Below are 20,844 nucleotides of genomic sequence, written 5' to 3'. Positions count from 1 at the left end.
CCTAATTGTAATTGAGTCATTTCAAAACTGAAATGATACTAACGATATAAATATTGCGCAACCTATGTCGTTCTATATTAAAAACGTGCACATCGAAACTCATCATAGCTTCGGCTCATTTGTTTAAACCTTTTTAATCATAATATTAAACCATGCTTTATTTCTATTCGTTCTTTGATCAATCGTAAGCCAAGTTTCTTCTTTGAACTTATGATTGATTTTTTGCTTTAAGGTTTCCCAGCATTCTTCATTCATATCGCAGAAAAAACGTCCATTATCAACGTACTCACTATTGCCATACTTGAAAGATGCGTAAAAACTACCTTTATCTGTCAGCGTAGTAAGCAAATTATCTACTAATTCAGGAAGCTCTTTAGAAGGTACATGAAGTAGCGAAGCGCATGCCCAAATACTCGTAAATCGTTTATACCAATTTTGAAATGGAATTTGCTCGAAAGTTACGCACTGCCAATCAATCATATCATTGTGATGGATTTTTGCCCGCTCAATCAGCTCTCGGCTGCCATCAATAGCAGTAACATTGAAGCCTAATTTGGCAAAGTACATACTGTCACGACCAGAGCCGCAGCCCAAATCTAGTATGTGTTGCTGGTGTACTGGTCTAACAGGTAGGTTATCTATAAAGGGTTGATATAGCTGATGCATATCTACACTAATGGTTTGCTCAATAAATGAGTTTGCATTGCTATTATAAAAGGTTAGGGTGTTTGATTGATTTATCATGGGCTATATATCGTTGATCATTATTAGAAGAGACTATTGCCTTGTTGTCTAGGTTGCCAGACATGAATCAAATGTTCTTTTGAAAAGTTGAAGGACTTCTGCAAAAACTGCTGACGTGTCTTCTCATTTCTACCCGTTTGATTGATTAAGGTTTCGCGTAATGGGTGGTGACTGCCAATCAAATATTCGTTGCGTGTATGCAGTCTTTTCAATAACTCAATATTAGGTACTTTAGCAGCTTTACCATCTATACCACGGTTGCAATTAGAGCAAGCAAGTACTAAGTTCCAAACCCCATCGACATTAACTGGCCGACAGCAACCAGCGGTTGCTACTTGGGCTTTTAAAGTATGCGGAAAGAAGTGGTCAACGTCTGCTAGCATCACGTCATTAGAAGCAACACTGATTTCTGTAAAGCAGTAAAAGCATCTGCTCTTTTGATACCCGTTTAATGCACCTCTTGAACTGGTAATATCAATGCGGCAATGTTTAATATCTTTAGTAAATAATTGTTTGGTATCTTGGTCAAATTCAACCGAAATTAAACCTTTATTAATATTGAGCTCCCACGCTTTTTCTACCAAGTTCCAACGTGACTCTGTCTCTAAATTCAGATTTTTAGCCGAATTATCAAACACATGAAATAATTTGAATAAGTTATCTGTTAGACGTATTCCTTTATTGTGTTTACGCTCGTCAACAAAAAACTCTTCATCAATTACATCATAAAAACGTTCTTGCACTGCTTTAGTATTGACTACATGAAATGCGTCCAAAACGTATTTAAATCCTTCTTTATTCGTGACATGAATGAGTTCATCTTCGCTAATCTGTTGATGGTTGAATTGAATGCAAGCATTGATAAACTTACTACTATTAAAAGTGCTTTGTTTAGGGCTATGTTTTAGATGTTCACATAGATGAAAGGCGTAGGGCAGCGCTAAATCTTCGAGCGAAATCAAGTCAGAATCTCTCTCTAAGCTGACATCGATTAGAGTTTTGGCAAGCGCGAATTTATAAGAAGCAGTGTTTCTACCAAACAGAATAATAGCTCGCCAGTAATTTTCTAGCGTGGGCTCAACGTCTATGAAGTTCATGAATGGCTCAATCTGTCGTTAATTAGAATGGACTGTAGTGATAGTCAACTCTAATAGTACTATAACTTTGACAATTGAAATGATATTTCCACTTTAGAGGGTTAGTTCGAAATGGTCACGTTTTGGTCACGGTGCTGATTTTGAGACTTTTATCTGGTTAGATTAACTTAATGATTTGATTGGGTAATAAGATACAGAAACGCTGTAGCCCCTGAAAATTGGACAAAAAAAATCCTCACTTCTTATTCAAGAAGTGAGGATTTTAGTGCTTTTTCAAGCCATATTTGGAGCGGGAAAAGAGATTCGAACTCTCGACCCCAACCTTGGCAAGGACGTAGAACTATTTTATAAAACTAGTTTTTAATTATAACTATATGATATTAAATGATTTTTTTTATATATATTGTCATTGTATTTTAGCATATTAGTACAGTTAGTAGTAATTTATTTATATTTTAGTCACCGTAAAAATACGCATATTGACACCTAATTATTTTTAAGATACGCTAGAACTACTCCTACCCTATCAATATTATTTCTAGGACGGTTAATTTTTCTAGAGAGCAGATGTGTTCAATGACAGAAAAACCTGTAGCTCGTAATCATTTTTTCACTCCTAGTTATACTACGTTGACTGTGCATCCCAGAGCGGCACTAGCCTATAAAACTTGGCTGAAGTTTCGTCCTAAAACCTCACATATTCATCTTACTAATATCAATAAGTACTATAAGCCTCCGACAAGAATTATTTTTTGCGATAAGCAAGGTTATCTATATTTTGATAATTTTGAGCGCATGGCGAATATTCTTTATCACGAGTTTGATGTAAGTCAGCCATTTATAATCATTACGGGTAATGATGAGCAAATTACTAAGATGGCCTGGGCAGACGTATTGAGACTATGCTTCTATCGTGGTGTTGACCATGTCTCTTTATGGCAGCATCTTCAGAAGCATTGTGCTCAAACAACGCTGAAAGAGCTAATGGGGTGTGATAGTTTATTTAATGAAGATTATTGTAACTTCGCCGGCATCAATATCGACCAGTATTCATACGCACAAAGGTCTTTGAAGCAAGAGAAACAAGCGTTCGATTTACCACAGAACATGGACTGGACCAATGGATGAAGTAAAGAGATGGCCTGTTAGCACTATGGAGGCCGAAGAGGCTCATGCTTTGATCAGACAGATTGCGCCGCATGATTCACCATTGTCAACTCAAGTGCACAGACTTATTTTTGAGTTGATAAACCTGTCTCCAAATTACTTGATGACAACTCATGATCACAGTACCGATTCGAGTTTGCGGGAGCTAACTGACGACGAATGCAATACTATTATAGAGGCAGTAAATTCTCATAGAAATACTGATACTTGGTCTGTTCCTTATATGTTAGCTACGTTTACTGACTACTATAGGCAAAAACCATTTACTGATCAATCTTGGCTTTTTCTAAGTAAGTATTTGCAACTTATATTACTAATAGTAAAACGCCAGGATAAACACTTTAATAAAATTAACAAGCTTGGCGTTCGAATAAGAATGGCGCTAAAAAAGAACTCATCTCAGACGGCGATTATTGATGAGCTGATAAAAATACATACCTCATCTGCTAATGTCTATGAAAACTTCGCCGATATTGAATCGTATGAACAAGATATGCGGCATAGGGAGGAGACAGGTTTAGTTAAAACTCACAATCTAGCTAAGAAGATAGGTGAGATAAGACTTGCTTATGAAGTTATTATTAAAGATAAGAGTTATATCGAAAGGCAACGTAGGGGAAATGGACAGTCTGTAACCATAAAGAAAGTAAAAGAAGACCAAGATGTACTTCTTACGGATGAAGAAACTCGACGAATGCGTTTCCCTGAGGAATACTCAGGCAACAATGTTGTTAAATCAGAAAACCTAGCTGATGATGATCCACCAGCGCTGTTAGACAATAAGTTTAACCCCACTAAGAAAACAGCTAAATCATCGCAACTACAGCAGTATCAAGTCAAAACCAGTTACCTACACAGTAAACGTAATCGATTTATGTTTCCCAGTAATACCAGATTATTAACGGTATCTGATTATCAGTCGGTTTTTGGAGAACTATGGGACATGATATCTGATCAAGAGCAGCGTGTTAATCGGGTCGCTGCTATCTTGTTACTATCAATGATAACCGGTAGGTCAATTCAGACCGTGATCAAGGAGGTAGCCACTAACAAAAGCCAAAGACAGTTTTTGGTGGAAGAAGAGGGTGGTGTCACAGTGATTCGAAATAGTATTAATGTCACTGTCAATCGGCGCGATAAAGTAAAGCCAGTTACCAAAAGTCATAGTCATCATTTTAGTTTACCGCTGCCAGCACCTTTAGACGTTGTATTACAGTATAAATTTGAAGTAGAACCAACCGAAGTCAATCAACTCTTAAAAACGCTTAAAGAATCTCTATCGTTATCTTTATTATCAAATCAGCACGTCGAATCAGCGCTAGCATTTATTATTACTCATCATATCAGCGAACCATTGCACTCAGACATCATTACAGGCGTCGAGGTGGAGCATTCATCACCGCTGTACTATACCAGCATAGAAACATCTTATTTAATTAGTACCTATCAAGCTGCAATTAAAATACTGAGCAATCGATGTTTTGAAAGCTTGAGGGCTATTAACTGCTATAGAACCAATAAAGCTAAAAAAATCTCACATTTGCTAAATCCAGAAAATTATAAATTATGGCAAGCTCATAAATATCCTTATTTTGTGAACATGCCAATTGTCACTAGTAATATTAATAAAACCTACATTGGTAGTGAAATGGCACTGACTGATAAGATATGTGGTCATTTTTTCGCACTGCTTGCAGGACAAGTGCATGGCGATAAGCAACAATTAAATCATGGCGCAAACGATCGTGAAGATGAATATATCAAACAATTTAACGCTTATAGTTTATGGCTCTGGCACATCATTCAGATTCAAACTGGTATAAGGCCTGTCAATGACGCACCTGGATTTCTAAATCAATTCAATTTTAGTCATGATATCTATTGGGTTTCAGATAAATCCATACGGCAAGGCAAAGATTATGGTCGCCTTATCCCTATGAGTAGTTTCTTAAAAACGGCGCTAAAAAATTACATCAGCTATATCAAAAATTTTGCCAGTGAGCACAATCCTTTATACCCAGAACATACGCTTGATATTGATAAGATTTTGCAATCAAAAATACCTTTCTTACAGGTATTTAGTTTTAACCCAAAAAAATTTACAGCTATCACGCCAAAACGCATCAGAAGTGCAGTGGGCGATGCTCTTCCTCATCAAGATAATTGGCTGCGACATCAGTTACGTTCCATGCTGACCAATGAAGTAGATGAGGTGTACGTTTGCGCTCTATTGGGTCATGAACATGCTGACCAAGAGATATTTCATCCTATGTCCTCATTATCAATCAATCAATATAGAACAGAGCTATTGCCTCAGTTAGATCGTGTGGCACAAAAGCTTGATCTTAAGCAAGTGGAGATCAAGCACCATGGCTAAGTCATCAGAGTTATCGTCGCATGAGCAAAGAGCTGCTAACTTACAGCAGCAAAAAAAGGTATTAATCAGTAAAGCTGAAGAAATCGTCATTAAATATTTATATAAACATCAGCCCTTTAATGAATCTGATATGAAAGAGCATTATTTTGATATCGATAATGAGTTATCAAACACTTTCAAAACATTCAATCAATACCGCTGTGCAAGAATAGGCTTCTTACAAGCCGTCAGGACTTATAACAAAGATAACAATTGCTGGCTAGATGAACCTGTTGTTCCTATTGTGGCTGAACGAGATAAACTCACCATTAGCTATGAGTGGTTTGTTGAAGGCTCAAAAGTTTCAGAGACGTGGAAAGCCATGCAACTAACTTGGCAACGTAAGCTTAAGTTCAGTGCTAATGATTATGTCTCTTATTTTTTGTATAGTAGTATCATGTTCGGTGGTTTAAATGATATCGATGCATTAAGAGCGCTATATCAATGGCTGTTTAGCGAGCGAAAACTATATCTTGTGAATATAAAAAAACAGTCTGAACCTCATCAGAAGTTAAATGCTAATAAAATTTTGCTCGTGATCCCTTTAGAGATCAGAGATGACAAATATGGTTGCAGAGTTGATGGCAACGATGATGCATTAACTCGCTATGTATCTTATGTTCCTGATGACCTAAGTCTTATGTTTCTATACGCTTTAGGTGATACTGATATAAATAAGCGTAAAATACAGCAGTTTGAGACGATTATCAAAGGATTGAACAATACGTTTGAACTTACTTGCCGAGATCCAAAAAAAATCCATTTATCGCATCTTATCAAATACGCTAATTTTCACTGGCGCCAATGGCCTGGTAGCGCTATCGGTGGGGCTGATAGTTTGGTCATGCAAGGACAGCTTAAAAGCACGTCACTGCCTACAGAGCAGTTACTCACTTATAATCAAGAAGACATTCAATACACTCAATCCGCTATTAGTTGGCAACAGCTGTTTGTTCAAAGCATATCATCGAATGATAGTCCTAAATCTAGTAATAGCTATCCTGCTTTTAGTAAAAATGTCATTCAGATCATTCAGGAATGTTTAAAAGGAACTCGGGTATCTGCCAAAGAAAAAATTAACCACCTAAGAAATGACTTTTCTCAGCCTAATGCCGTACGTCTGCTCGGTTGGGTACTGTCTCTATTAGAAAGCAATCAAACCAATCTGAACTCAGTCAGTAAATACGTTGGTTGTATTGGACGTGAATGGCTTATGTTGACGATGGATGAAGAATTAGAGGAATGGGGTACCAATGATTATGAAGAAATATATGAGCAAATTATCTTAAGTAAAGTCAAAGATGCTCGTAGGAAAGATGTTTTGCAGAAAGACCCGATCGATGATCGAGATGATATTGAACTTGATGATGACGATGTCAAGAATAGTGGAGGTGACGATTTAGAAGAACCAATATCTGATTTAGAGCAAGCGCTAGACCAAAATATCGACTCAAAAGATGAAGGCAAACAATCCACTAGCCTAGATGAGTTCAAAAATACTCAAGCTTATACCTATGGGCGATTACGCGCTTTTCATCGATATCAGATGCAGTATTTCGATGCTCCTGACGTGGTTTTTGCATGGGGAGAAAACAAGCAGGTCGTCAAAGCGAGTATGGTATCCCCTCGGGTGTATAAGACCATGCATGACACGATACAAACATCTGAATTAAACAAGAGTCAAAAGCTGTTATGCCAGACGATATTGATTCTAGCGTATCGTACTGGCATGCGTATTAATGAGATTGCAGGTATAAAACTCAAGAACGTAAAAGGTAACTCGGATATTAGTGTTTTGCTGACGCCAAACCCTTATCTACGTCTAAAAAGTAGTAGTGCTAAAAGAAGAGTGTTATTGGCGGCACTTTTAAAGAAAGATGAGCTAAGAATAGTTACGTCATTTATTGCTCAGCAAGAAAGAATGGGGGCGTCCTATTTGTTCTCACAAGGCGTGAGTAAGCAGCCATTACCAACGTATTTTTTTAGCAATTTGATGAGAGTGCTATGGGATGGAGCGCTTGGGCAAGACAACCACAATTATACTTTTCATAGCTTCAGGCATACGGCAATCAGCCAGTTAACGCTAGCTATCAATGGTTCGGCATTAGCACAGGTGATGACTGACTATACTATCGAGGAGTGTCAAAAAATTGCTGACAGTCTTGCAGGTTATCATCAAAATCAAGGTGCTTGGTTTGGGTTAGCGAGCTTCGTAGGTCATCTGACTTGTGACACAACCTTTGAACATTACATCCATACCGTACATCTATTAGCAGGGTCGCAGCTGAGCAACGCTAAAATTGAAATACCTTTTACCGTACTACATAATATAAGTGGTATAGATTACCAGACAGTCAATTATCACGATAAAACGGCCTATGACAGATCTGCTAAAACGGTAGCGTTGAAGAAATTAAGGCCTTACTTTGCAAAAAAGCTAAAAGCACACCACACGCCTTTATTTTCAGGACTCGATGTAAATCAACCGCTTATCCAGCAGAATACTAAAGATGAGTGGGTAGATCGTTCTATTTTTATTGATGCCAGGTATGATGCTGTCATTAGCTTTATAAGAGAGGTAGATAACCTTAAACCTGAGCTACGTGAAAAAGAATTGGAGCATATAGCGATAAAACACGGTATTTACCTACTCAATGCGCAAAAATTTTATCAAAATGCGAGTAGCTTAAATAATAACGACAAACTCGTTACCCAAGTCAAAGGTCAAACTGCTCAAGCGATTATTACAACAGCATTAGATAAAGCATATCAGATGTCAGTACATAACCCTGATAAGTTGCGCCAGTTTGTCACTATCTATAAGCAAAAGCATATCACCTCTAGATCTTACTTACAGTTTGGTACTAAAAAATCTCAACATGAACTATTGGCTGAATTTTTGAAGATAGGCTGTGAAATTATTGCCCCTCAACATTGGCAACTGACTTCTAGTAGTATAAAAGAGGTTAGGGACTTTAAGAAAAAGTATAAACTAGATAGTGCAATTAGGGTAGAGAGCAACCAAAACTGTGTAAGGTTTGAAGTTAGGGTTGTGAGAAAAATGAAAAACTCATCTGCTAATTCAAAAGCTTACGAATCTTCTGGAGTATTGAAGTTTTTGGGAGAGATGTTAGTAATACTGATTGAGTCAAGTTAAAGGTAGATTTAGTTTAATATAACTCAATCAATATAATTTATTGAAATTACCTAAGTTTGGTTCTACAGTTTCTCGAACACAGCTCAGTCATTTAGTGCTATAAATTAATATTGTTAAATGAGTTTTTTAGAGATATATAAGCACAAAGGGTTGATACCTTTTGTGCTTTTTCCTTGTGTTATTAGAAGTCTTATCTAAAGATCCTACTTATCACATTATTCTTCAGTTTAAGATTAATCTCCAGATGCTGACATTATGCACATAGAGTTGACCTTAGTAACTCTACATTTTGACCGCCTAAGTCAACAAATTTTGTGGAAAAACTGGTCTTGTTGTACAAAAGTTCTTTGAATTAAAGTATAGTCTTACATTAAGTTTCTAATATCATACATTACTGTAACAATTATAAATATAGGTCGATTATATGTCTTCTCATTCAAACAACTATAAAACAAACCTTTGGCAGATTGAACAATTAGAACCTAAGATACTTTTATCGGCGGATTTAATGCCTGGTATTCATGAGATTGAAGGAAGTATTGAACAGCCAGGGGAGAGAGACGTATATGAACTAGTAATAACTGAGACAAGTCGTTTCCTATTTGATGGAAGTTCAGGCGACAATGTTAACTGGTCCCTAAATAACTTAGATAATAACCATTCTTTTACATCTAAAGACATAAACACTAACAAAGATAAGTTTGCAGAACTGAGTGTTGGCAAGTACGAGTTGACTGTTGATGCAAATAGCAGTCAAGTTTCTGACTATAAATTTAGAATCCTTGGTGAAGAATCTGCTCTATTATTAGAAACAAACGTACCTATTTCGGGAGAGCTGACATCTTCTACTCAAGCACAGCTATATCGTATTCCTGTCACGAAAGGCGATAGTTTGTATTTCCAATCAAATACTGAACTGGATCAAGGGATATGGTCTTTATTTGATGATCAAGGCAATAAAATTGTTTCAGGGTCTTCATTGATTAATGATGTTTCAGGCATAGCAGTCGTAAGAAATGGCAATTATTGGTTATCAGTTGAAAGCAGAACTTCTATAGAAAGTGCAACATATAATTTTACACTTCATCAGCATACTGAAGATGTTTCTTCCATAAAAGTTAATGAAAAAAACCGCCTAACTGTTATTCCAGGCTCAGTACATGAATACGATTTTTCTGTGAATTCTAAGCAGTTAGTTGGTATAGATTTCTTAAACACATTTGACGAAAATAGCGTTGACTGGACAATCATTGATACTATTGATAATACACAAGTATTAAGTTCTTCCACGCAATATTTTGACATGCTAGATGAAGGGCGCTACAAGCTAAAAATAACAAATAAAGATAGGTTTTCTGGTGCCATAGATTTCAATATCAGAGCACTGGATGTTTTGACCGCAGGACAAGCCATTCCTCTCACTGTATCGTATACACCTGAAGAATCATTCAAGGCTCAAGTAGTTACTTTTACAGCGAATGAAAGTGAGAAGTTAGTAGTGAGTGTTGATACTGAGACTTCAAATATCATAGATTATCGCTATCTTATTTTGGATCGTAACTATCATTTAGTATCTAAAGGAGAACTCACAGGTACTTCAGCTGATATTGATTTAATAGAGGGTGACTATTATGTATGGATTGATAGCAAGTCAGAAATAACTACAAATCAAGAAATCAATATTTCTCAGAAAAAGTCCACCATCAGTGACTTAGGTATTTTTACTGGAGAAGGCTTCAATTTAAACCTAGAACTTACCAAGGCAGGAGAGCAGCTTAAATACCGCTTCATAGTAGAAAATCCTGTTGCGCTTACTACTTACGCAACAGAAGGCAGTAGTGAGCTAAGATTTAGCTTGAAAGGGGTGATAGCTGGGACTGTGTTCGAAAGTATAAATTTTGAGGATTTTAGTAATAAATTTAGCCAACTATATTACCTGAAGCCAGACACTTATCAGTTAACAGTTGATAACCCTAGCATGTCAAATAATACGGTAAATGCTAAAGTTTTCGTCCAAACCTTGGAAAAATCAGTAACTACCACCTTAAAACCAGATGATACTATAGACATAAGTAGTATTGAACAAGGAGAAAGCAAGTCATATTCCATCTCCTCTACACTATATGATCAGTTCAGTCTTGATCTTCAAGATTCAGTTGCTGAGTCATTTAGGTTCACCGTTGTTGATGCTTTTGGTCAAGAAAAACAAATTAATTATAATCATTTTAGTAATGAGAATACCTCATATAGCAAGTTATTTTTTCACTCAAATCAGACTCAAGGTGCTTTATATCTTATCGTCGAACGAGTGAACGTGGACGATATTATCAGTACTAAAGCTGATATGACTCTGAGCAAGGTGACACTAAGCGCTGAATCTACAATAGTAACGCCTATTGAGATTAATAATGAGCAAACGGTTAGCTTCAGTGATGTAGATTTTAATAATCTCCAGAATAAATACCAATTTGAGTTAAAAGAAGCTGGATCAATCATCCTTGACACCAATCTTTTTAACAACAATGGCTCTAGAGTCACTCTCTTTGGCCCTACAGGTGAAATATTCGATGAGTATATTTACAATGAATCTAGTTTTGCAACAGATACATTAGTTTTAGCTGATAGGGCACAAAAAGGAGTTTACTACCTAGAGTTTGATGTTAATAGTAGCATTCAAGACTTTGATTTTACTATACAAACGTTACCTATATCTACATTACCTCCACTGATACATGATGTCTCAATTGGCATATTAGAGATATCTGAGCCAACACAAATATCTCATACTTTTAGCTCTTATGGTGATTCTGCAAAAATAGATTTCTCAGTTGATAGTCAGGCTCATTGGGTCATAGATATGAGCTCAAGCCTAGATAGGGAATGGATGCTGATTAAAGATGGTCAAGTTATCTATACAGGCGTCGATGGCAAGATTATAGATCTTGTGCCAGGTGAATATAGTATTGTTATAAACGAAATAGAATATACAGTACCTTCACAAAGGCCTGGTAATGAGTTGGAAGTATATGCTGTGAGCAGCATTGAAAGTGATAGCATATTACCTTCAGATAATGACTTAATCCTTGATGGTTTTAGCCTAACATTTTTAAATGAGATCCTTGCTAGTGATGTCCTTGTTGATGAGTCTATAAGTATTGATGTTTCTAAAGACTACTATTTTTTTAAAGCTGCAGACGCGCCAATAGGCGTATACGAATATTATTTCGAGGATGTTTCACGTGAGGCAACGACGTGGCCGGACAATGTGATAACTGATGGTACGCAAAATATAAGACTGAGTAACGCTAATGGTTATTTTTACATTAAGTCAGAAGAGAGTATAAAATATTGGGATAATGCTGTCTTAAATATCGAGCACTTCTTTCCTGAAAATTCAAAAAACCTAAACGAGATTGATCTTACAGAAGACTTAGTTTTAGAAAGCAATCAACCAGTAGTTGCTAGATTTAACCCAGAGCAACAAGGCTTGTTGTTCATTGACTCAGTGAGTAAAGATAGAGAATCAGATAGTAACTTATTTGTCTTGTTTGAAGGTTGGGGGGTGAATGAGTCTCCAAGTATGTTGCCGCAAGAACTTAAGAGTTGGACTGATCCTAGGTTTGTCTTTGCCAATCAAGAGTATTCATTACTTCTAGACTATTATAGTTATTCTGAAGTGGCAAACACAAACACCGTTCGTTTCCTAAGTTCGGCAGATGCTGAGGCTTTAGCAGTTGGTGAAACTAATAACCTAACCATCCCTGATAATCAGAATATAGGGCTATATAACTTTGAGGTTACTCAAGATCAAGTAGTCACACTCAATGAGCTTGAAGGTGCAGATGGTTACACCTATCAAATATATGATCAAAATGCACAATTGGTATATGACAATTCCCGATTCAATACTTTTGGTGATGTTTTTTTCACTGAAGCAGGTACATACACCTTATCTTTGCAAAAAAATATAGATGGTGATGGGTTCGTTGAGGCATTTCCAGAAGGTGTGGTTTTAGAGAGTACTTCTGAGCTGAATGAAGTCCCTTCTCAAAACGAGTCTTCTACATTCGAAGACGTTTCATCAAACGCTGTTGTGGCTTTAACATTGGAGATCATCGCCTATCCGCAAAAGAGCTATGATCTAGGCACGCTAGATATCGAAAATACGAGTAATGCACATTCTATTGATATGCAAGCTGAGCAGTTTAGTAAGCTGAGTTTCACTATTGAAGATGATGGATTTTGGCAGATTAATTTGTTAGCGGAGACTGGTTTTGAGTTTGATCTTTTTCAGGGTAGTAGTGAAGATGGGTCTTTAGTATTATCTAGCTACCCTATGTTTAATAGTGGCCCCGTTAGAGGACCTATTGAGGGGCCTATCTATTTAGAAACATGGGAAACATCAACTGATGAAGTACCACAAATTCTCCCTCAGATTGTTGAGGTAGAATCTGTATTTGAAGACAATAAGCAATATTCTGAAGCCGTGTATTTACAAAAAGGGCAATACACTTTAATCATCGATAACCAAAGTGCAGCTACATTGCAGTTTGTAGCTGTGTCAGTAGATACACTAGCAACACCTATTGTGGACAATGAGCCACAAGACATTGTATTGTCTGAAAGTCAAGCTGCACAATGGTTCGTATATGATAACACCAGTAACTTCCCTATAAATTTCAGTTTAAAGGCTCAAGACGACACTGGCTTTAACATTACTGTGTACGATCAAAGTGGACGTGTGTGGTTACATGAAGTAGCCGCTGATGATCTCTTTGTGTTAGAAAGACTACCAACTAAGCTATATATTAAAATTGATACTGAAAATGCCTCACCAGCACAAGCTACCTTTGAAATAAAATCAGATACGTCTGTACACGCTGTACAACCTACCATGGTGGTGGTCAACGAGCAAACCCAATGGACTGCACCTACCAAGGAATATAGCTTTACTCTGTCACAAGCTGACTTTGTCATGATTACCATAGACGAAGGCGGCTACAACCAGCGTGTGACGTTATTAGGAGAGCGTGGTGAAGAGTTATACAGTGGGAACTTATATGATTTCAATCGAAGCTTATGGTTGCCCGCAGGTAACTATAAGCTAGCGTTTAGCTATAGTGCTGGAGAGCCAGCAGTGTTCGAGATAATTGATGGTCAATCAGCTAGCCAGCTTGCTATAGATGTACCTTTCGCAGCCAATCTAACAGAAGAGCAAGATAGCTTACTGCTTAAAGTAGTATTGGATAGTGAGAAGGACAATTACCTGCATCTATTTGAGGACGCAAGTTATAACAGTACATTCATAGTTTATAACAAGCATGGTGACTATGTAACCAGCATCAATGCTCAACAAGCTGCATATTATTCACTCAAAGCACCTTATAGCGGTGAATATTATATCGCGTACAGTAATAATACCAATGCAGCAACATCACTAAACTTTGAAATCGCTCAAAAACCTAGAAGTGTACTTCAACCTTTGGTATTAGGCACAGAAACATCATCTGAGTTCCTTGGTTTAAACGGTAACAATCAGACATATTACTACAGTTTTGAAATAAGCGAAAATGATAGCACCCGTTTGGTCATTACACCAAACTCAGAACTAGATATTGAACTGTATGATATCTATGGCAATCATATTCGTACATTTAATGATTATGACAAGCAGACTATCCGTTTAGAGTCAGGTCGTTACCAGTTACGTGCCTCTGCAGAGAGAGACTATGCTATACCAACACCCCTTTCTTTCACTGCTGACTTGATTAGTCCCATTGTGGCAGGTCAGCTGACAGAAGCTGATGCAGAACCTTTGAGTATTGTTTTTGACGATGCTTCTGAGCCAAAGACTATCAAGATGGACTTGGTCGCAGGAGAGCGCTATCAGATCACTTTCAATGGTAGTTTTAACTACTATGATGATGTCAGAACGACCTTACGGTTTAATAACGACACTGTTTCTACTAACACTTTTCGACCTTATTATTCTGAACAGAAATCAATATTGTTTACTGCCAGGCACACTGGTGAGTATTATTTAGAAATAGATACGGAATACAGCTATAGTACAGCCACAGATATTACTCTCAGCAAAGGTGAGATCTCAACTGTAGCTTATGAAATTGGAACCGCTTTTGAAGCTAAAGACTTTATTGCTGCAAATGTTGTTAACCATAGATTTACTCTTGCTGAGTCGGGTCAATATATATTCTCTAAGTATCAGCAAAGCTATACAGATATTAGACTATTGGATAGTCGCGGCCAAATCGTCGATTTTTCCAGTAATGCTACTCGCATATTAGAAGCTGGTAGCTATACCATACAGGTTAGTAAGACAAGAGATTACTATAAGGATTACGCTTATGGTTTTACGCTCGCCAACACTGCCGATCTTGATGAGTTGACTTTCAATCAAAAGTCTACTGCAGCTAACATCAACTACCGTACGCCGATTATTAAGAAATTCCAAGGCAAACAAGGTCAAACCGTCATTTTTGAGGATTTAGGGTATAGTAATTCACTATTGGTAGTAGATAGTGATGGCAACACTCTGGTCAATACAAGCAGCGACACGGTTAAAGCAGTATTACCCAAAACCACCGAATACTATGTCATCTCTTATGCAAGCTCATCTAGTTATGATCGACTAAGCAATCGCAGTCTCTTCGTACGTGAATACGATACCATTGAGACGACGCTATCAACCAATGAAAAGATCGTTGGGAAAATACAGCAAGGTGGTGATGTACATCGTTATGTCATTAACGTAGATACTGCAAAAAATATTGCTATTAATGCGCTTTCAGGAAGTTATTCTGCGCGTTTGCTTGGCCCTTATGGTGATGTCGAAAGTAGCTGGATTAACTTAGATAGCAGATATATCAATCATTATTACTTGCAACCTGGCCAGTATGTTGTAGAAGTCACTGCATCAGATATGACCACGCCGAACTATGAGTTTGAGATTATTGATGTTGCTGATCAAGCAAAGAGTCTGACTATTAATAATGACAGCTTGACAGGAGAAATTGCAGCCAACGAACGTGAGGCTATATACAAACTAGACGTACAAGCTGGGCAACAATATCAAGTGAATTTAGGTGGTATTTCCAGCAATCAGCTACGTTATAAAATTGTTGATGAGCAAGGAAAAATGTTAGCCTCTGATGCTTACGATTATCAGACGCAAACCTTTACCCCAAGTATATCAGGCGACGCTTATCTTATCGTTAATAAGTTCTATGCACCTACTGATACGCCAGTAACGTTTACGGTCAATAAAAATCACGTACTGCGCCAGAGCAAAGCGCTTCAGCTCGATACACTAACTAACGGAGCGTTCAATACTTCGCAGGATCAAGACAGCTATTCATTCCATATGACTAAAGATGGCTATTTGAACCTATCAGATATTACTTCCTCCAATACCAACATCACATTGCACCTCTTAAATCCAAACGGTAGTGAAATACGTACGAAGAATAGTCTTAACGGTATTAATAGTGACATCACTTTTTTAAAGCAAGGCGATTACGTACTTAAGATATCTAGTAATGTTAATGGTGAACATCGCTATAGCTTTACTGCTGCTACAAACACACTCTCAGACATTTTATCTGCTCAAGGTAGTACTTTGGAGTCTGCCATTGATGTACCACTAAAATCTAACCAACCTTATAAGTTAACACGATCATCTAGCATAGAAAGCCCGACGTATTACCGTTTTATGTTAGCGGCAGATGATGTCATCTCTATTGCTGCTGCATCAGCACAAGTTGAGTTCGATATATTAGATAACGAGGGTAATACTCTTGCTAGTGCCACACAAGAAGGTGTGACGCATCTTGCAATGACTAATGGGATCTATTACTTAACAGTATCTGCAAGCTCAAGCTTCAATGGCAAAAATACAAGTGAGCTAGTGTTTAATCGTCAATCTGCTAATAGTGAAGAAGAGGATACCGGTGACACGCTACTGACAGCTACTGAGGTAGTGACTACGCTGCAGCAGAGCGCGCAAGTTATTTCTGTAATTGGAAACGGTGAACAAGCTAATAAAGATGTAGATATGTATCGCTTCATGGCTGCGGCAGGTGAAACGCTATATATAAGTACTGACAGCAACTTTACCCCATGGATAAATTTATTCGATGCAAATGGTAATAAGATAACGTCAACTACTAACAGTATTAATTATAAAATTACAACCACAGGTATCTATTATCTGGGCGTTAGTGGTTATTATAATCGTAATTATAACCCTCAAATTGTAGATGATGGTAGTGTAGAATCGAGCTATACAGGTTCTATGAAGTTAACGATTGAACGTCAAGCTTCAGTACAAGTAAACAATCCAGTATCTGATTTTACGACTGCTGATTATGAAACGCCAATCAATAACTGGCAAGGTAGTATTAAGCAAAATGAAATTAAAACTTTCAGTCTGAATGTAGATAGTGATGGTTTATGGTATTTAGATAATTTATCTAACGATTCGCGAACTTACAATGATTATCAGCGAGTATTGATTACTGATGACACAGGTAAGGTAATAATCACCGGTTACGACACTCCTGTGTATCTGACTAAAGGTTCTTATCAGCTGACACTATGGCAAAGATCATCAGAATCTTCTACAAGCTTTGAATGGACAAACCTTGATGCTCAGTCTACCGCTATCAATTTGGCTGAAACCAATCGCGTATCATCACGTCCTAATAATGAAGCAGTCAGCTTCGTGTTTGACGCAACAGCAGGGAACGAGATTTATTTCAATACGCTAGGTAATAACTCGACGAATTACTATGCAAGAGGAGATTGGACCCTATATAACGAACAAGGTCAACAAATCCTATCAGGTATCGGATACGAGGACTCTACATCTGCAACAATTATGTCGGACGGGCGTTATTATTTGTTATTTGATAGTCGCAGTTACTACAATAATCTAAGCTGGGTCGACTTCCAAATTGATAAAGTTCAGTCACCAGTCAACAATCATATTGAACTTAATCAAATCGTTTCGGGCAAGCTAACCCCCGCTGTTCAGCAGCATGAGTACCAGCTAACCATTACAGATGCAAGCCGTATATATTTTGATGGAATCGACTCAAATAGTAACGTTAATTGGCGACTGGTAGATATTCATACTGGTCAAGATGCTATATCAAATCGTCAGGTATATGAAAGTAGCGAGAGCTATCTTGTAGCAAAAGGCGACTATAAACTGATTGTCAAGACAGACTATGAATCTAATCAGGATTATAAATTTAAACTACTACACCTAGAGCCGTCACAGACGCTTGAGTCAGGTCAACTGGTACAAGGTCGCCTCAATAAAGACGGTAGTGCTGAGCAGTTCAAACTGAATGTTGAAGCTGGGCAGCGCATCTATATGGACTTCCAGAATCTTCTCGAACGACAATATGGTTATCATCATGAGGGTTGGACTTATAACTACAACGCACGCATTAGTGTGATTGATCCTTATGGCCGTCATCAGTCAGTTCAAACGTTAGGTGATAATGAGTTTGTAGCGACTGTTGATGGTGACTACACCGTCGTCATTGAGCAATATGGTAATAAGAATATCGACTTGCCCTATCGCTTTATTACGTTCGTCAACGATACTTATCAACCAAGACCTATTGAGCTGGAAACAATATCACGTGAGATGGATCTTGTAGTAGATAATGTGCAAGTGTCTTCAGCAATACCAAATAGTGACATCACTTCTAGTAGTGATGTCCTGATTGGCTGGACAACCACAAACCAAGGCACTAAGCCTACGCTAGGTAACTTCGCCGAGCGTATTATCATTAAAGAAATTGCAACGGGTAATATCATTGCGCAAAAGCTAGTGACTTACGATGAGGTTACGCAAGGATCTATTCTTGCTACCGAGTCTAGACAACGTCAAACGAAGATCCGATTGCCAGAGGGCGCAGCAGGCACAGGTCAGTTTGAAGTCATTGTCGAGACCGATATGACCAACACGCAAGCTGAAACTGGCAGTGATGAAGAAAATAATATCATCAAGGTTACCTTTGAGTCGAAATTGGCTGAGTACCCCAATTTAGTAGTGACCGACATTCAATTAACACCTGCTGATAGTTGGCAGTCTGGCCAGACCATCACAGTGAATTGGGGTACTAGAAATACCGGTACAGTGCCTGCTTTAGGAAACTGGATAGAAAAACTAAGTATTGTCAATACCACCACCAATAAAGTGGTGGCGACCGTCGATGTTGTCGTTAGCGATGCCCTCATTGCACCAGGTGAGGTGCAAAATAGTCAAGCGAGCTTCATATGGCCTGCAGGTATTGATGGTCTCGGTCAGTTTGCCATTAGTGTTATGACAGATGCCTATCTACAAATAGAAGAAGGCGACCAATCAGTTAATAAAGCAGATAATACCTCTCAAATTGTGGTGTCGGCAGGGCCAGATATTGTGATTGGTGACCTAGTCATTGACAATGATGAGTTGCAGGCAGGTGACACGGTGACCTTGGGTTGGTCTGAAACCAACCAAGGAAATATGCCAGTTCCTATTAGCTATCAGGATAGAGTAACACTTTATAAAAAGAATGCAGATGGGTCGGTAGGAGAAAAGATACTAGATACGTCGGTGTCCTTTGATGATAGCGAAAATTTGCTACCTAATGAGAGTAGACAACGTCAGTACAGCTTTAAATTACCTGAAGGACTCAAAGGTAGTGGTGACTTTGTATTATCAGTCACAGCAGATTCCAATTTGTCAGGATACGGACTGATATTCGAAGTTAACTCAGATAGTAGTGGGGAAGACAACAATACCTTAAGCAAAGACTTGTCTGTATCTGAGAAAAAATATGCTGATTTATCTGTGTCTACCGTCACAACCCCCAGTTCCGTCAAGTCTGGTTATGCTGCCCAAGTCAGTTGGACTGTTACAAATAATGGAGAGTCAGATACTCAAGGCAATGGCTGGGTGGATCGGGTTGTTCTGATAAAAAATGGAAGTAATGCGCAGTATGGTACGGTACTAGCGCAAGTAGCCAGAACTGAGCCACTAAAAATAGGTGAGTCCTATACTGTTCAGCAGTCAATTGATATACCTCGTAACCTTGCAGGGCAGTATCACCTTATTGTAATAACAGATGTCAACCAAAGTCAGCTAGAGCCCGAGACTGTTAGCAACAATCAGAAAAATTCTGCAGATTTTGATATCTTACAAACGTATGTAGATTTAATACCTTCAATTGTTTCTCTCCCAGAAGCGGCGAAGGCTGGGCGCGATTTGGAGATATCATGGAGTGTGCTAAATCAGGGCACGATTTCAACCAGTGCTAACTACTGGGTTGATGACATTTACCTCTCTAAAACAGCAGTCCTCAATGGAGATGCGATAAAGATTGCCTCCAAATCTCATACGGGCACCTTAGCTATTGATGCAACTTATGAATCCTCTATGAAGATTCAAGTGCCCAAAAATTTACTGGGTGACTACTACGTTATCATCAAAACAGACGCCTCTGGTAATACCTACGAGCCGAATAAGACAGGGAATAATATAGCAATCTATACAGGTGCTATATTCGTTGGTGAAGAGCCAGTACCAAACTTAACCGTTAATAATTTATCAATTGATAACAAGGTGCAAGTTGGTCAACCAATTGAAGTTACCTTTGATTTGTCAAACACTGGCACAGATATTATCAATGCCAACACTTACCATAGAATGGTATTTACCAATACCAATGATCCAAGTCAAACCGCTACTATCACATTACCGCTAGACGCAATCGTTTTGATGCCCAATAGCACTACCGCAAAGACTGCTTCAATTAGAGTTCCGCAACTAGTAAATGGTGACTGGACGGTTAGATTAGAAGTTGATTATTCTGGTTATATTGTAGAGTCAGAAGAGAATGACAATACCGCAACCACTACCATGGGTGTCGTGTCACCAGACTTGACTGTAGGTCAAATTAGTACGATAGGTAAACTTCAAGGTGGGGAGCCTATCCAGATAGATTGGGAGACAGTCAATGCAGGTGAAGCTATAGCAGAAAATGTCGTTGACCGTATTTATCTGTCAAAAAACGATAGTATTGATCGTGACGATATTTTATTAAAAGAAACCATTCACAGCTCGATTGCAGCTGGTGATAAAGTCCTTAGTAGTATCAATTACGACATTCCTGTCAGTTTAGAAGGCTCATGGTACTTCATCGTTGTAACCGATGCGACTAACCGTAACACCGAAAATGGTAGTGAGG

General features: G+C 38.1%; 6 protein-coding genes (1 of these 6 running past the window's edge). 4 read left to right on the top strand and 2 right to left on the bottom strand.

The features are described from left to right. Positions 1-123: 123 nt before the first annotated feature. Positions 124-744, bottom strand: a complete 621-nt coding sequence (locus QL898_RS00065) for a class I SAM-dependent methyltransferase (protein WP_290175375.1) — start codon at positions 742-744, stop codon at positions 124-126. A gap of 23 nt (positions 745-767) precedes the next feature. Beyond that, positions 768-1,841: an HNH endonuclease domain-containing protein gene (locus tag QL898_RS00060; protein WP_290175374.1), complete on the bottom strand. Its 1,074-nt coding sequence runs from the start codon at positions 1,839-1,841 to the stop codon at positions 768-770. A gap of 576 nt (positions 1,842-2,417) precedes the next feature. Here QL898_RS00060 and QL898_RS00055 point away from each other — a divergent pair. From QL898_RS00055 to QL898_RS00040, 4 genes are all read left to right on the top strand, one after another. Beyond that, positions 2,418-2,969: a hypothetical protein gene (locus QL898_RS00055; protein ID WP_290175373.1), complete on the top strand. Its 552-nt coding sequence runs from the start codon at positions 2,418-2,420 to the stop codon at positions 2,967-2,969. Further along, complete coding sequence (locus QL898_RS00050) at positions 2,962-5,385, top strand: hypothetical protein (protein WP_290175371.1); 2,424 nt, start codon at positions 2,962-2,964, stop codon at positions 5,383-5,385. The genes QL898_RS00055 and QL898_RS00050 overlap by 8 nt, the downstream gene beginning before the upstream one ends. Continuing rightward, a complete protein-coding gene (locus QL898_RS00045; protein ID WP_290175370.1) occupies positions 5,378-8,581 on the top strand; it encodes a tyrosine-type recombinase/integrase in 3,204 nt (1,067 codons plus the stop codon). Before QL898_RS00050 ends, QL898_RS00045 begins: the two co-directional genes overlap by 8 nt. A gap of 424 nt (positions 8,582-9,005) precedes the next feature. Then, on the top strand, positions 9,006-20,844 hold the beginning of the coding sequence (locus QL898_RS00040) for a tandem-95 repeat protein (protein WP_290175369.1). The gene runs 25,790 nt beyond the window's last position; the window shows 11,839 of its 37,629 coding nt (coding positions 1-11,839); the start codon lies at positions 9,006-9,008; the stop codon falls past the right edge of the window.

Source organism: Psychrobacter sp. APC 3279 (assembly GCF_030407795.1).
GTDB lineage: Bacteria > Pseudomonadota > Gammaproteobacteria > Pseudomonadales > Moraxellaceae > Psychrobacter.
Note: the sequence above shows the minus strand (reverse complement) of the source record. Positions and strands in the feature narration are given on the sequence as shown.